This window comes from Micromonospora sp. CA-244673, assembly GCF_050948395.1.
In the GTDB taxonomy this organism is placed as follows: Bacteria; Actinomycetota; Actinomycetes; order Mycobacteriales; family Micromonosporaceae; genus Micromonospora.
In genome coordinates, this window is sequence record NZ_CP192019.1 from 1,127,844 (window position 1) to 1,144,066 (window position 16,223).

The 16,223-nt window shown below is 68.1% G+C and carries 4 protein-coding genes; all 4 read left to right on the forward strand.

Going from position 1 to position 16,223, the window contains the following annotated elements:
• Nucleotides 1-5: 5 nt before the first annotated feature.
• The 4 genes from ACQP12_RS05505 to ACQP12_RS05520 are packed head-to-tail and all read left to right on the forward strand — an operon-like array spanning nt 6 to nt 16,118.
• The gene (locus ACQP12_RS05505) at nt 6-2,903 is read left to right on the forward strand and encodes a helicase-related protein (protein WP_433285528.1); all 2,898 of its coding nucleotides are present in this window, start codon (nt 6-8) and stop codon (nt 2,901-2,903) included.
• The gene (locus ACQP12_RS05510; RefSeq protein ID WP_433285530.1) at nt 2,900-7,633 is read left to right on the forward strand and encodes a class I SAM-dependent DNA methyltransferase; all 4,734 of its coding nucleotides are present in this window, start codon (nt 2,900-2,902) and stop codon (nt 7,631-7,633) included. Before ACQP12_RS05505 ends, ACQP12_RS05510 begins: the two co-directional genes overlap by 4 nt.
• Entirely contained in the window at nt 7,630-13,983 is a 6,354-nt protein-coding gene (locus ACQP12_RS05515; protein WP_433285532.1) for a DEAD/DEAH box helicase, read from the forward strand. Before ACQP12_RS05510 ends, ACQP12_RS05515 begins: the two co-directional genes overlap by 4 nt.
• Nucleotides 13,983-16,118 (forward strand): UvrD-helicase domain-containing protein, encoded by a 2,136-nt coding sequence (locus ACQP12_RS05520; RefSeq protein WP_433285534.1) that lies wholly within the window; start codon nt 13,983-13,985, stop codon nt 16,116-16,118. Before ACQP12_RS05515 ends, ACQP12_RS05520 begins: the two co-directional genes overlap by 1 nt.
• Nucleotides 16,119-16,223: the final 105 nt, after the last annotated feature.

Below are 16,223 nucleotides of genomic sequence, written 5' to 3' on the forward strand. Positions count from 1 at the left end.
CACCTGTGACGGCAACCAAGCCCGACGCCCGTGAGGTCCTCGCGCCAGGGTCGGTGGTCGTGATCCGCGACGAGGAGTGGCTCGTCCTCGCGACCGAGGAAACCGCCGACGGCACCGTTGTGCACGTCCAGGGCCTCGGCGAACTGGTCCGAGACACGAGCGCGTCGTTCTACACGCGTCTCGACCAGGTGAAGCCGCTGGACCCGGCGCAGGCCAAGGTGGTTGCCGACAGCAGTCCGCGATACCGCACGGCACGGCTGTGGCTGGAATCGACGATCCGCAAGACCGCTGTTCCCGTTGGCGAACGCTCACTCTCCGTTGCTACCCGTGGCCTGGCTGACGCCCTCAGCTACCAGCAGTCGGCGGCACGCAAGGCGCTGGATCCCGAGAATCTGCGACCGCGGATCCTGCTCGCCGACGCCGTCGGCCTCGGCAAGACCCTTGAAATCGGCATGATCCTCGCGGAGCTGGTCCGGCGTGGCCGCGGCGACCGGATCCTGATCGTGACGCCACGGCACGTGCTGGAGCAAATGCAGCACGAGCTCTGGACGCGTTTCGCGCTGCCGTTCGTTCGGCTCGACTCGGCGGGCATCCAGCGGGTACGCCAGAAGCTGCCAGCCACCCGCAACCCGTTCACCTACTACAAGCGCGCGATCATCTCGATCGACACACTCAAGTCCGACCGGTACGTCGCGAGCCTCCGCAAACAGCGCTGGGATGCCGTCGTCATCGACGAGTCGCACAACTTGGCGAACGCCACGACGATGAACAACCGGTTGGCGCGGCTGCTGGCACGTAACACTGAGGCGCTGGTCCTCGCCTCGGCGACTCCGCACAACGGCCGGGCGGAGTCGTTCGCCGAGCTGATCCGGCTGCTAGACCCATCAGCCGTCAAGCCGGACGGCGCGCTTGTGCCGGACGAGGTGCGGCGACTTGTGGTGCGCCGGCATCGACACAGTCCGGAGGTCGCGCAGGTCGTCGGCGCCGACTGGGCGGAGCGGCAGGAACCGAACAACGTACTCGTGCCGGCAACGCATGCCGAGAACGCCGTCGCCGAGGAGCTGGAGCAAACGTGGCTGTGGCCCGGCAGGGGCGGCAGCCCTTATTCCGGGCAGAACGCCTTACTCTTCCCGTGGACCCTCGCCAAGGCGTTCCTCTCCTCCCCCGCCGCCCTGAAGGAGACGATCGACGGAAGGCTGAGCCGGCTCGGCAAGGACGAGAAGGCCGATCCGGAGCGGCAGGCACGCGAACGCGAGGCGCTGGAACGACTCGGCGCGCTCAATGAGAAGACGCTGCAGCAGCCCTCGGCCAAGTACACCCGACTCGTGGCGCATCTGCAGGACTGTGGCGTCGGCCGCGGCTCTCCCGACCGAGTGGTCGTGTTCGCCGAGCGCCTGGAGACCCTGCGCTGGCTGCACCGCAACCTGCCGAACGACCTCGGCCTGCCCGCCGAGGCAGTGCAGATCATGCACGGCGCGCTGCCGGACGACGAGCAACAGCGCATCGTAGAGGCCTTTAAACAGGAGCAGGCGCCGGTGCGCGTGCTCGTCACCGGTGACGTTGCCTCGGAGGGCGTCAACCTGCACGCGCAGTGCCACGAGCTGGTGCACTACGACATCCCATGGAGCCTCATCCGCATCGAGCAGCGCAACGGCCGTATCGACCGGTACGGGCAGAAGCACCCGCCGCGCGTGACGGCGCTGCTGCTGGACCCGACGAGCCAGCGCTTCGCCGGGGACGTGCGGATCCTGGCGAAGCTGGTGGAGAAGGAGGACGAGGCGCACAGCGCGCTCGGCGATGTCGCCTCGCTGATGGGGCGCTACGACGTCAAGGGCGAGGAGGACGAGATCCGCGACGTCCTCGCCGGCAAGAAGCAACTCGATGACGTGGTACGCCCAGTCGCGGCGGTAGCGGCAGGCAACGACGTGGCATCGATGTTTGCCCAGCTCTTCGACGCGCCGAGCGAGCAGCCCGCCGCCGAGCCGGCCGACGATCAGCCGGAAGGTGGCCTCGACCTCGACTCGGGCCTCTACGACGACGACGTCTCGTACCTCGAGGACGCGTTGCAGGAGGCGTTCATCGACCCAACGGCGCCGCCGAGCCGTGGTGGTGTGGGCTGGCGTCGAGATAAAGCATTCGGCACGGTCGAGCTGAGTCCGCCCCCTGACCTGGTGCAGCGGCTGGAGGTGCTGCCGCAGACCTACCTCGCCGAGCGCAAGGTCACCGAGCGGCTGGTGCTCGCCACGACCCAGGCACGCGGCAAGGAACGGCTGGCCGCCGCACGGCGCGAAGACAAGATTTCCTGGCCCGACGCCCACTACCTCAGCCCGCTCCACCCAGTGCTGGATTGGGCGGCAGACCGGGCACTGGCGGCGCTGGGCCGCAACGAGGTCTTCGCCGTACGCGGAACCGTCGACGCTCCGACGGTGCTGCTACTGGGGACGCTGACCAACCGGCGTGGCCAGGTCGTCTCCACTGCCTGGCTGACGGCGGAGTTTCCGACACCCGAGAATCCGTCCTTCAGGCTGATCTCCCCACACGGGTCGGCTCGGGCGGCGCTACGCGCGCTCGGCTGGGACGCCGCACGAAACAACCCGACGCCGGTCGCCGACCTGGAGGCACTGAGCCAGCTGGTGGCTCCTGCCGTGCACGAGGCGGAGAGCCACCTGCTCAATGTCTTCAAGGCGGCGGAGCGAGACGCGGCGCAGCGGGTCGAGGATTGGACGCGGCGGCTGGACCTCTGGGACGCCGACGCCGATGTGCTTATCCAGCGCAGCGATCTCAAGCAGCGCAGGACGAGTGTGGAGCAGGAGCGGGCGCTGGTGAAGGCGATGGCACCCGACCGGCAGCTCGTACGGCCGCTGCTGATGGTCGTTCCGGACACGGAAGGTGGCAAGTGGTGAGCGGGTCTGACGCGATCATCGTCGGTGAGGGCTGGATCTCGGAGCACTACTTCACCACCGAGGCGAAGGGCGAGTCGTTCGGCGCGGAGGTCAAGAAGCGCCGGGACGAATGGGACACCGAGGCGAAGGCAGGCCGGGAAACGCCGCGGTCGCGGTTCATCGACCTCCGGCAGAAGCTCGAGGCTGAGCTGGCGACGCTGGCCGAACTGCTCGACCCGGCCGAGCGCTCCCAGGTGCGCGAGGGCCGCGGCATCGACGGCCGCAACCCCGACGACGTCGCCAGTGGGATGCACGATCAGCTTCTCGATGTGCTTGAGCTGAGGGGGCATGGTCTCGTTCTTTACCAGCAGGGGCCGCTGTGGCGAGTGTCGCCGCCTGGCATGACCGATCGGGCGCCGCTGGTCGTGGTCTCCGCCCGACCGGTGATCGCCGTCGAGGAGCTGATGGCTCGCGATGCGGTGACGCTGCGCGAACCGGTGCAGCTGACCGAGGAAGGCGAGGCGCTGAAGTCGGCCGCCCGGCTGGTGTCGGCGCTGTTCGTCGCTGACGAGGCCCCGGACCTGGTCCTCGTGTTGGCCGGTCGATGGGCGCTGCTCGCGGAGCGGGAGCGCTGGGCCGAGGGTAGATACCTCGCCGTCGATGTGCAGCTCGTCTGCGAGCGCAACGACGCCAAGAAAGGCGGTGAGATCGACCGCGTTCTAACCTGCCTCTGCGCGCAGTCGATTGCGCCGGACGCAGACGGCAAGCTGTGGTGGCACGGCGTCCTCGAAGCCTCGGTCAAGCACACCGTCGGCGTCTCCAAGGATCTGCGCGACGGGGTCCGCTTCTCCATCGAAATCATCGCCAACGAGGTCGTCAAGCGCCGTCGCGACCAGGGGCTCGACCCACTGCCGGCAAGTGAGGCCCAACCGCTAGCAAAGCAGTCACTGCGTTTCCTTTACCGCATCCTGTTCCTCCTGTACGCCGAGGCATCACCCGAGTTGGGCGTGCTGCCGGTAGGCGCGCCAGAGTACGACCAGGGCTACAGCCTGGACCGACTGCGGGAGCTGGTGCAGGCGGAGCTGGCCACGCCGCGCGCCCAGAACGGCACCCACCTCTACGACTCGCTCAGTGTGCTGTTCCGGCTGGTCGACTCCGGCCACTCCCCGGCCACGACTGTCGCAGAGGACGAAGATAGCGAGGGGCCTGCGACCGCTCAGGGCTTGACGTTCAATGCGCTGCGCGCCGACCTGTTCCGGCCGGAGGCAACCGCGCACATCGACGCTGTTGGCCTCGGCAACCAGGCGATGCAGAAGGTCCTCACCCACCTGCTGCTCAGCAAGGAGGCACGGGGCAAGGACCGGGGCTTCATCTCATACGCGGAGCTGGGCATCAACCAGCTCGGAGCGGTCTACGAGGGCCTGATGTCCTACACCGGTTTCTTCGCGGAGACCGACCTCTACGAGGTCGCCAAGAACGGTGACCCGTCCAAGGGCTCATGGGTGGTCCCAGTGGAGCGGGCGGACGGCATCGATCCTGGCGACTTCGTTAAGACCATCGACCCGGTGACGGGCGAGCCGAAGCCGGTGCTGCACCGGCAGGGGTCGTTCGTGTTCCGCCTGGCGGGGCGGGAGCGGCAGCAGTCGGCGTCGTACTACACCCCGGAGGTGCTCACCCGGTTCACCGTCGGGCAGGCCCTGGAGGAGCTCCTCGACCAGGACGGGCGGACCACGACAGCAGCTGAAATCCTGGAGATGACGGTCTGCGAGCCGGCGCTCGGCTCGGGGGCGTTCGCTATCGAGGCGGTGCGGCAGCTCGCCGAGCAGTACCTCAAGCGCCGCCAGGCCGAGCTGGGCGAGCGGATCGACCCCGACGAGTACCCGCGCGAGCTGCAGAAGGTCAAGGCCTACCTGGCGCTGCACAACGTGTACGGCGTAGACCTGAACGCCACGGCGGTCGAGCTGGCCGAGATCTCGCTCTGGCTCGACACCATGGTCGAGGGCCTGGCGGCGCCATGGTTCGGCCTGCACCTGCGTCGCGGCAACTCCCTGGTCGGCGCCCGCCGCGCTGTATACCGGCGCAGCCAGGTCAGCGACAAGTCCTGGCTGGGTGCGGTACCGGCGGACGTGCCGCTGACGTCCCTGGTCGAGGACATCGAGGCCAGACGCGTCGCCTCGGACGGCATCCACCACTTCCTGCTGCCGGCCGAGGGGTGGGGTGCCGCCGCCGACGCGAAGGAGGCTGCCGCGTTGGCCCCCGAGGCAGCCAAGCGCCTCAAGGACTGGCGGCGCGCGGTTAAGGGCAAGCCGACCAAACAGCAGGTCGACGCCCTGGTCGAGCTGGCGCACCGGGTCGAGGTGCTGTGGCAGATCGCCTACCGCCGACTCCAAATCGCCGAGCAGGAGATCCGCCGCGCGATCCCGGTATGGGGAGCCGATGGCCTCACCTCTGGCGGCGCCGTGCAGCGGGAGCAGATCGAGGCGGCGCTCGCCGACGCAGATGGCGCCTACCAGCGGCTGCGCCGGGTGATGGACGCGTGGACGACGTTGTGGTTTTGGCCGCTCACCGACGAGGTCTGCACGGTTGACGGGGTACGGGTTGCACCGCCGACCATGGCGCAGTGGCTCGCCGGGTTGCAGGCGCTACTCGGCCGCAGCCCCGAGTTGCGCAAGAGGTCCCTGCCGCGCGAGACGCTGGCCGCCGGGACGAGCTGGGACCAGCTCAACGAAGCCGAGAAACTCGAACTCGCCTTCGCGCACGCGTTGCCGGTGGACGAGGTGCTGCGGGCGCACCCGTGGCTCGTGGTGTGCGAGCGGGTCGCGGAGCAGCAGGGGTTCTTCCACTGGAACCTAGACTTCGCGACGGTGTTCACACGGGGTGGGTTCGACCTGCAGGCGGGTAACCCGCCGTGGGTCCGGCCGATCACCGACGTGGATGCGCTGCTCGCGGAGGGTGACCCATGGTGGCAGCTCGCGGTCAAACCGCCGGAGGAGGAGGTGGCGGCCCGACGCGGCGGGACCCTCGCCCTTCCTGGCATCCGAAACCTCGTCGCTGACGGGACGACTGACGTCGTCTGCCTCGCCGAATTCGTCGGGTCGCTCGCGCAGTACCCACACCTGCAGGGGCTTCAACCCGACCTGTACCGCTGTTTCATGGAGCAGACCTGGCGAAACGCTTCGGAGCGGGGCATGGTGGGCCTCATCCACCCAGAGACTCACTTCACGGACGAGCGAGCGGGGATACTTCGCTCTGCCACCTATCAGCGTCTTCGACGGCACTGGGAGTTCATTAACGAGCTCGAGCTTTTCGAGATAGGCCATCAAAAGCACTATGGGATCAATATCTATGGACCAGCGAGTAACGTAGCGAGTTTCCTCAATGCTGTGTCGATGTATCATCCCGATACCGCTGTCCGATCACAATCGCACGATGGATCGGGACCAGAACCGGGCCTCAAGGATCACGACGACAACTGGGATCTTCGCCCACACCGTAGCCGGATCACTACTGTCACCGATGAAACGTTGGCAACCTGGCGCGACATCCTAGAATCCCCCGCCTCACCCATCCAACAAACGCGGATGGTGTATACCGTTAACCGCTCCACCGCAGCGGTACTCAGCAAGCTCTCGCACGCCAATCGGATCGGTGATCTGGGCTTCAGCTTCTCGCCGGGCTGGCATGAAAAGAACGACCGGACCAAAGGCTACTTTGAGTCGGGCTGGGGGGCACCTGCCTCGTGGAAGGACGTAATCCTCCAAGGGCCACATTTGTTCGTGGCGACGCCGATGTACAAGGCACCCAACGAATCCATGCTGCACAAGCTTGACTGGTCTGCGACGGATTTTGAGAGACTTGCCCCCCAAGCCATCCCAGTCACTGCCTACAAACCTAGAGGTGACCGGCACCGGTTCGACCGCGCCTACACGCATTGGGGCGACAACCCCCGTCCAGCGAGCGACTTCTACCGCATTGCCTGGCGCAACATGGCGTCCAACACGATTGAAAGGACGCTCACGCCCGCAATTATTCCACCGGGCGCCAGCCATGTTCACGGCGTTTTCTCCATGGGCAAACCTGACAGCAATCCAGTTCTACTCGCCTCGCTGGTCGCCCAAATGAGTTCGATACTGAGCGACTTCTCCGTCCGAGCTGCACCGAAGTCGACAATTTCGGCCGGCACCGCCAATAGACTTGCGGTGTCGGTCTCCCATCCCCTCGAGGGAATGCTGGTTCTGCGGGCATTGCGCCTCAACTGCGTAACAGCCGCCTACTCCGACCTCTGGAGCAACTGTTACGACGCCTTCTTCCAAGACGACACCTGGGCCGGCGGCTTCGACCACGCCCGCCGTACGCCCCTCGGCCGCGTAAGCAAGGAATGGGCCTTCGAAACACCGCTCCGTATCGCCGCCGACCGTCGCCAGGCTCTGGTAGAGATCGACGCGCTCGTCGCGCTAATGCTCGGGGTGACCGCCGACGAATTGTGTACAATCTACCGCACGCAGTTCGCCGTCTTATACGGTTACGACCGCAATGTAAACCACTACGACGCCAATGGGCGGCTCGTACCCAACTCGGTGTTGAGCCTCTGGCGAAAGAAGGGTGACCGAGTTACCCCGGACGAGCGCACCGCGACCAACCAGGCGGGCAACAGGTACACCTACGAGTTGCCGTTCGTGACGCTGGATCGGGAGGCGGACATGCGGCAGGCGTACGCCCACTTCGAACGGCTGCTGAAGGAGCGTTCGTGAGTGCGCTGCTCCCCACGCTTCAGGCGAGCAGCATCCGGCATAGCCTCGTCGACTACCTGACGACGACGTTCGGGCTGACCGACGGGGATGCACGCGACAGCCTGGACCGGTTCCTGTCGGATCCCGAGTCAGGCATGTTCAAGGGCCCGTACGTGAGGCTCCGGCTGCCGTTCCGCCCGGCTGACGAAGGCTGGCGGAACACGCTGGAGTGGTACGAGGGCTTCCCGCCCTACGGCCACCAGGCCGCGGCGTTCGCCCGTCTAGCGTCCTCGGCCGGCGGTGAGCCGCGCCGGCCGCTGCCGACCCTCGTCACCACCGGCACCGGCTCGGGTAAGACCGAAGCCTTCCTGTACCCGATCCTCGACCACGTGCTGCGCGCCCGTCGCCAGGGCGTGACGGGAACGAAGGCGGTCATCCTCTATCCGATGAACGCGCTCGCCAACGACCAGGCGGCGCGACTGACGAAGCTGCTCACGACCCACGCCGAACTGGCCGACGTCACCTCTGCCCTCTACACCGGCCAATCCGGTCCGACGCGCACCGCCGTGACGCCCGACGGCTTGATCACCGACCGGGGTATCATCCGGGACACAGCGCCGGACATCCTGCTCACCAACTACAAGATGCTCGACCAGCTGCTGCTTCGCGCGGACGATCAGGATCTGTGGCGGCAGTCGGCGACGAGCCTGCGTTACCTCGTACTCGACGAATTCCACACCTACGACGGCGCGCAAGGCACCGACGTGGCGATGCTGCTGCGCCGCCTCGGCCTGGCACTCAAGAGCCACTGGAGCGACGGCGATCCGCAGATCGACGAGGCAGCGCGCAACCGGCCGCTCGGTCTGATCGCCCCGGTAGCAACGTCGGCGACGCTCGGCGACAAGGGCGACCCGACGGTGATGCTCGACTTCGCCCACACGGTCTTCGGCGAGCGGTTCGACGTCGACGCGGTCGTCACGGAGACGCGGCTCAGCCTCGACGAGTGGATCGGCGACGCCGCCGAGGTCGCCGCCGCCGCCGGCTTCGCCCCTGCAGACATCGGCGCGCTCGACGTTGCCGCAGCAGTCGGTGCGATCGGTACGCTCGGCCACAACCCGACGGGGGAAGAGGTCACTCGCACCGTTCTCGGTCTTCTCTACGGAGTCAAAGCCGATCGGTTCGCCGACGCGGGGCCCGAGCTGCTCTTGGCGCTCTGCCGTGCGCATCCCCTGGTCCAGGACCTCGCCCGCACGGCGGAGCACGCCGTCGCGCTCGACACCCTGATGGGCCGCGTGCTCGGCTACGTTGACGGCAACAGCACCCGAGCCGAAACCCTGCTGTCGTACCTGCTCGCCATGCTTGGCCACGTCCGCGCCGTCGTCGGCCGCGACGCCCTCTCGGTGGACGTCCACCTCTGGGTGCGCGAACTCACCCGCATCGACCGCGCCGCCGCCGCGACCACCCGCTTCCGGTGGAGCGACGACGGTCCGCCGGTCGCCGGTACCGACGGCGAAGAGGTGCGGCCCTCGTTCCCGGCGATCTACTGCAGGCACTGCGGCCGCTCCGGCTGGGGCATCGGCCTGGCCCCCGTCGGCCACAGCCTCGCCGCTGAGGACGACGGCATCCGCCGCAACCATGCGGTCAGGGAAGGCCGCTTCCGGCCGCTGCTGTACGCCCCCGCCGAAGCCGCCATCCACATCGAAGAGGACAAGAAGGTCGAAGGGCTGGTCTGGTTCTCGGTGCGCAACCGGGAACTCGTCAGCGACGTAGCCGACGACGACCGGGACCTGCGCGACGGGTGGGTGCTGCCGGCGCTCACCAACGTCGGGAACGACGCCGACGAGCAGAGCCGCAAGGACACCTGCCCATCCTGCGGGCAGGAAGACGGCATCCGGTTCCTCGGCAGTGCCGTCGCCACCCTGCTGTCGGTGTCGCTCTCGACCCTCTTCGGCTCACCGGCCCTCGACGCCCGCGAGAAGAAGACCCTGGTCTTCACCGACTCCGTGCAGGACGCCGCCCACCGGGCCGGCTTCGTGCAGGCCCGCTCGCACACCCTCACCCTGCGCTCCGCACTTCGCGAAGCGGTCGCAGCGGGCGCCCTCACGCTCGATGCGCTCGTTGACGAGGTGATCCAACAGGCGGGCGACGACCGGTTCGGTCGGTACCGCGTCATCGCCCCCGACTGTGCCGACCGGGACTCGTTCACGCCCTTCTGGCAGGCGAAGACCCTGCGATCCGTGCCCGCCGCGGTGCGAGCGCGGGTCCGCAAGCGCCTCGCCCTCGACGCCGCACTGGAGTTCGGCCTCAACTCGCATCTCGGTCGCACCCTCGAACTCACCGGTTCCGTGGCGGTCGAGGTCGAAGCCGGGAAACCTGCGCGGATGGCCGGTATCGCCCACGCCGCTCTACAGGCTATCTCCTGGCAGGACAAGCTCGGCTCCCAAGGCCCCGACGACGCCACGCTCGTGCAGTGGGTCCGCGGTGTGTTGGAACGGATGCGCGCCCAGGGTGCGATCGACCACCCGTGGTTCGCCCGGTACCGGATGGAAGACGGGCGCCGCTGGTCGATCTGGGCCGGGCGGCCCCGCAGCGAGGGTATGCCAGCGTTCCCCCGTGGCCGTCCCGCGCCGGCGTACCCGAAGGTCGGCGGTTCGAACGAACCGGCGCGCGACGGCGGACTCGACCCGGTCACCTCGCCGAAGTCCTGGTACGCCCGCTGGACCTCCCGGGTGCTCGACGTCTCGCCGCTCGACGCCGGACGCGTCGCCCGCGGCCTGTTCGACCGGCTCGCCCGCGACGGCCTGCTCACCACCACGACCAGCGAATCCGGCGCGACGGTCTACGCGATCCCCTCGTCCGGGATCGTCATCGCTCCCACGACGGAGACCGATCTCGCCGAGGGACGTCACCTGCTCACCTGCGACACCTGCCGTGCCGCCACGCCCGGTACCGCCGCCACCGTCGAACAGCTCACCGCCGCGCTCTGCCTGAACGTACGCTGCGGCGGTCACCTCCGCGCCAGCGAACTGGCCGACAACTTCTACCGGCGCCTCTACGCCTCCCCGGACATGCGCCGCATCGTCGCCCGCGAGCACACCAGCCTCCTCGACGACGAGACCCGGCTGCAGTACGAGGACGGCTTCCGCGACGCCGCCACCAGTCCGCAAGCACCCAACGTGCTCGTCGCCACGCCCACCCTGGAGATGGGCATCGACATCGGCGACCTGTCGGCGGTCTTCCTCGCCTCGCTGCCCCGCACAGTCGCCTCGTACCTTCAGCGCGTCGGACGCGCCGGGCGCCTCACCGGCAACGCGCTCAACCTCGCCTTCGTCACCGGCCGCGGCGAACACCTGCCCAAGCTCGGAGACCCACTCTCCGTCATCGACGGCGAGGTGCGGCCACCCGCCACCTACCTCGCGGCAGAGGAGATCCTGCGGCGGCAGTACACGGCATACCTGGTGGACGGCTTCGCTCGGGACACCAAACGGCGGCATCCGAGAACGGCGGTCGGAGCCATCGGATCGAGCGCACCGGGCACGTTCCTCGGCGACCTCGTGCTGCACGCCGAGCAGAGCGCAGACGAGAATCTGCCCCGGTTCCTCGCCACCTTCGGCGAGCTGTCGGAGGAGGTCGTGTCCGAACTGCGCGACTGGCTGCGTCCCGTCAAAGGTTCGAGGACCAGCGGTTTTGCTGACCATGTTCAGGCGGCCAGCCGACTTTGGCAGGCCACCGTCGAGACGCTGAAGCGCCGGCAGAGTGACATCGACGTGCTTCTGCCCGAACTTGAGGCACGAGTTCAATCGCCGGCGAAGACCGACGACGACGTGCAGGCGCTGCGGTCGGCCAAGGCCACCCGCAAGCTCACCGGAAGCCAACTCGCCCACCTGCGCAGCATCTACTGGATCAGTGTCCTGGAGGAGTACGGGCTGCTGCCCAACTACACCCTCCTGGACGACACCGTCACCCTCGACGTCGGGCTGTCCTGGACCGACCCGGACAGCGGCACGTACGAGTACGGCAGCGCGCGGTTCGAGCGTGGCTCCGCGCAGGCGCTCAGCGAGTTCGCCCCTGGTGCGACCTTCTACGCCCGCGGCTGGGAGATCGAGATCGACGCCGTTGACCTCGGCCTCGACGGCGCTTCCATCCGCACCTGGGCCTTTTGCCCTGACTGCGGCTACGCGGTCGACGTCGCGGAGTCCGGTCGGGAGGTGCCAGTCTCGTCCTGCCCGCGCTGCGGCAGCACCGGAATCGGCGACACCGGTCAACGCCTTGATGTGGTCGAGTTGACCCGCGTCTCCGCCGAAGTACGGCGCGACGAGGTGGCGATCTCCGACCGCAAGGACGAACGGGGAAGGGTTGCCTTCCAGATCGTCCCGACCGCCGACATTGATCCGGCCCACATCACCCGCCGCTGGTTCGCCGAGAGCACCGGCCTCGGCTGCACCTACCTACGTACGGTCGACCTGCGTTGGCTCAACATGGGCCCGTCCGGCCACGGAGCGACACGCACCATCGCCGGCGGCGAACGTCAGGGCACGCTCTTCCGGGTCTGCGCCGGCTGCGGCAAGAAGGACACCGAGTCCGGGCGCAACCGGCCCCACGAACATCGGCCCTGGTGTCCCTACCGCAAGTCCCCGAAGGAGACGACCAAGATCGTCGCCCTGTCTCGGACGCTGCGTACCCAGGGTCTGCTGATCCGGCTGCCCCACGCGGCCAGCCTCGGCGACGATTTCGCCCTGCCCAGCCTCTCCGCTGCACTGCTGCTCGGCCTACGGGAACAGATGGGCGGCCACCCCGACCACATCCGCGTCGAGCACGTCGTCGATCCGACGCTCTCCGACGGCACCGACAACCACGAGGCGCTGCTGCTGCACGATGCGGTTCCCGGCGGCACCGGCTACCTCGCCGAGACTGCCGACCCGGAACGCCTGCGCGATCTGCTGGTCCTCGCGTGGAACCGGGTTCGTGACTGCGAGTGCCGCCATGAGGAGCGGCTCGCCTGCCATCGATGCCTGCTACCCTTCACTGCTCCGGGCGCCATCCGGCGGGTTTCGCGGGCGTCGGCAGAGCGGCATCTGCGTACCCTCCTCGGCTTGGCCCCCGACGCGGAGACCGCCGAAGGAACGACCTGGACGGTGACCGAGGTGGCACCTCACGAGGAGCCCGAGTCGCACCTGGAGCGCGCGTTCCACCGGCTGATCGTCGGGCGGTTGCGCAGGAACGGTGCCGCGCTCACGGAGGTACCCGGCGCGAGCGGCAACATCGTGCGCTTCACCCTGCCGGGCGCGCACCGGCAGTGGACGCTCACCCCGCAGGTCAACGTCGCGGACTCCCGGCCCGACTTCCTGCTCGAAACGAACGACATGAACGTGCCAGCGGTCGCGATCTTCACCGATGGCCGGGCCTACCACGCAAGTGCGGCGGTCAACCGGCTCGCAGACGACGCCCGGAAACGAGCGAACCTGCGGGACGCGGGACTAATCGTCCTGGGCGTGACCATCCAAGACGTCGCCGCGGAGGATGGCAGCGGGTCGGCCCCGGACTGGTACAACCCTGGTTTGGCCGGCAACCTGATGAACATTCCACAGTTCCAGGCGCCGCCCGAGGCATACAAGGCGCTTGGCAGGGGCCCTGTCGACTGGCTCATCGACTGGATCATCGATCCGAACCCGTCGGCGGTCGGCGCCGTCGCCCGAGCCGTACCCATGTTCGTGTCGGGTAAGTCGCAACCCGTCCAGGTTCCCGAGACGGTGGCTCTGGAGGAGATCGGCCGCGCGGTCCTGGTCGACGAGCACCTGCCGGCCGGTGAACGGCGTGTGTTCGTCCATCGCGCGGGCGCGTTCGCTGTCGTCGTCGAGATGTCCTCGACGACCATGGTCGTGCAGGTTGCTGCAGTCCTCGACGACCGTGACGAGGTCCTCGACGATGCCCACGCGAAGGCGTGGCGGGCGTGGCTTCGCTTCTCCAACGCGCTCGCACTGCGCGATTGGCCGACCGTGGTGACGACGACGAGTCTGGTCGGCGGGCCGTCTGACAGTCCCTCTGCCGATGACGCCTCCGGACCTGGCCGTCCGATGGGCGCCTGGGCGGACGTCTACGACGCAGCCGCGCCTGGCGACGAACGCAATCTCGTTGCCGCCCTCGCCGCCCAGGACGGCCTCGCTCCACCCGTGGTCGGTGCCGAAGGCCCCGACGGCATCCCGCTGGATTTGTCTTGGCCCGACCTGCAGGTCGTGGTTGCGTTCCCACACATGCCTCGCCAGGATCGAGTGGATCTTGCCGCCGCGGGTTGGCGCGTCCTCGACCCGTTGCCCGACCTCGTCGCCGCTACCTTGGCCGACGTCGCCCCTGAGAAGCACGGAGAGCGTTGATGCCGACGATCATCATGGGCAAACTCGCCAGTAAGATCGACGGCTCGATCCGCGGCAAGGCGATGACGTTCCTGCAGAAGCTCGGCGCCGACGACACGACGCCGGGCCTGCACGTCGAACCGATCAACGACTGCGCCGACCCCCGCGTGCGCACCGGCCGCGTCGACGAGTTCTGGCGAGCGGTCATGTTCCGGCTCGACGGTGACGGCGAGACCCACTACGTCATCCACGGCATCTGGCCACACGACGACGCGATCGCCGTCGCCCGACGCGTACGGCTGAAGGTCAACCCGATCAACGGCCTACCGCAGATCGAGGAGATCACTCCGTCGACCGTGATCGTGCCCGTCGCCACGCCGGCGATGGAGCAGCCCGCGAAACCGCTGTTCGTTCGCCTCGGGCACAACCCCGTTGACCTCGTCGACACCCTCGGCCTGCCCGAAGGCATCGTCGATCAGGCGATGGCCGCTGCCGACGAGGATGCCGTGCTTGATCTCGCCCAACGTCACGAAGGGTGGATCGGCACGATCCTCGTCGACCTCGCCGCTGGCGACACCGTTGAAGCGGTCGTCGCGCGCATGCAGCTTGAGAAGATCGCCCCGTCGGGCGACGCCGACGCCGACGTCCTGCAGTCGCTCAAACGGCCCGCCGCCGCACTGCAGTACGCGTTCATCGACGACCAGGACGAGCTTCGCAGGGTCATCGAAGAGGGCGACTTCGGCGCGTGGCGTATCTTCCTACACCCCGAGCAGCGTCGCTATGTCGACCGCAGCTACAACGGTCCCTTCCGTCTATCCGGCGGGGCCGGCACCGGTAAGACGGTGGTGCTCATCCACCGCGCCCGCGCTTTCGCGCGCCGTAACCCAGATTCGCGCATCGTCCTGACGACCTTCACCACGAACCTCGCCGAGGCTCTCGGCGACGGTCTCATCCAGCTCGACCCGCGCGTGCGCCAAGCCAAGGCGCTCGGCCAGTCCGGTGTCCACGTGGCCGGCGTGGACGCCCTTGCCGCGGCGGTGCTGCGCGGTGCCGGCAGCAGCCTCACCGAGGCGATGCGCGAGGTGCTCGGCGAGGAGCGTTCCGCCCCCCTGGCTCGCACGGTGGGCACCCGGTGGCGCGAGATCGTCGAGTCGACCGGCACCACCTTGTCGCACGAGCTCGCCAACGAGACGTTCCTATCCACGGAGTACGCCCACATCGTGCTGCCCAACAAGATCCACGACGAGGCCGGCTACCTCCGGGTCCGCCGCGCTGGCCGTAGCGTCGCCCTCGACCGCGCCAAGCGCTCGGCGGTCTGGGCGTTGATCTCCGCTTACCGGGCCCAGAGCCGCATCGACGGCAGCCTCGACTTCATCGAGGCCGCCGCCGTCGCCGCCACGTTCATAGGGAAGCAGAGCGACAAGCCCGCCGATCACGTGCTCGTTGACGAGGGCCAAGACCTTTCTCCCGCCCACTGGCTGTTACTGCGTGCCCTCGTCGGCGAACACGCCGACGACCTGTTCATCGCCGAGGATTCCCACCAGCGCATCTACGGCACACGCGTCGTCCTCGGTCGGTACGGCGTAGCCATAGTCGGTCGTTCCCAGCGGCTAACCCTCAACTACCGCACCACCGCACAGAACCTGCACTACGCGATGAGCATCCTCGACGGCGGGCAGTACGTCGACCTCGAGGAAGAAGACGAGACGACGGGCTACCGTTCCGCTCGCAGGGGGCCTGCCCCGGCCATCGAGCCGGTCGACTCGCTCAGCGGCGAGCTGCGGGCCATCGTCCGCCACGTCCGCGCCTGGCTCGAGGACGGAGACGCCCCCGAGACCGTAGCGGTCCTGGTACCGGACCGGTTCCACCGGGACCGCGTGGTTACCGCACTCACCGAGGAGGGGGTCCCTGCCCGCGCCGTCGATCGCGACCGACCCCAAGCCGAGAGAGTGCCGGTCATGACCATGCATCGCGCAAAGGGTACGGAGTTCTCCAAGGTTGTCCTCGTGACCGGCAATCCGTCGCCCGCCGAACTGGCACGCCTGGAGTCTTTGGACTCGTCCGAACGGGCGGACGCCCAACTGCGGGCCCGATCCCTGAGGTATGTGGCAGCCACCCGCGCCCGAGACCAACTGGTGGTGGTGAGCCGAGCCTGAGGTTGGAGAGGCCGTCGCCTCCACTAGCAGGCGAGCCAAACGATCGAGACGGTGGCGGCGACAGCTACGCCAAGTCATAGCTGCGCGCACGCCGTCAAAAGCGCA

Excerpts from the sequence above, each read along its gene's own strand:
- ACQP12_RS05520 (WP_433285534.1), top strand. The coding sequence starts at position 13,983 with ATGCCGACGATCATCATGGGCAAACTCGCCAGTAAGATCGACGGCTCG.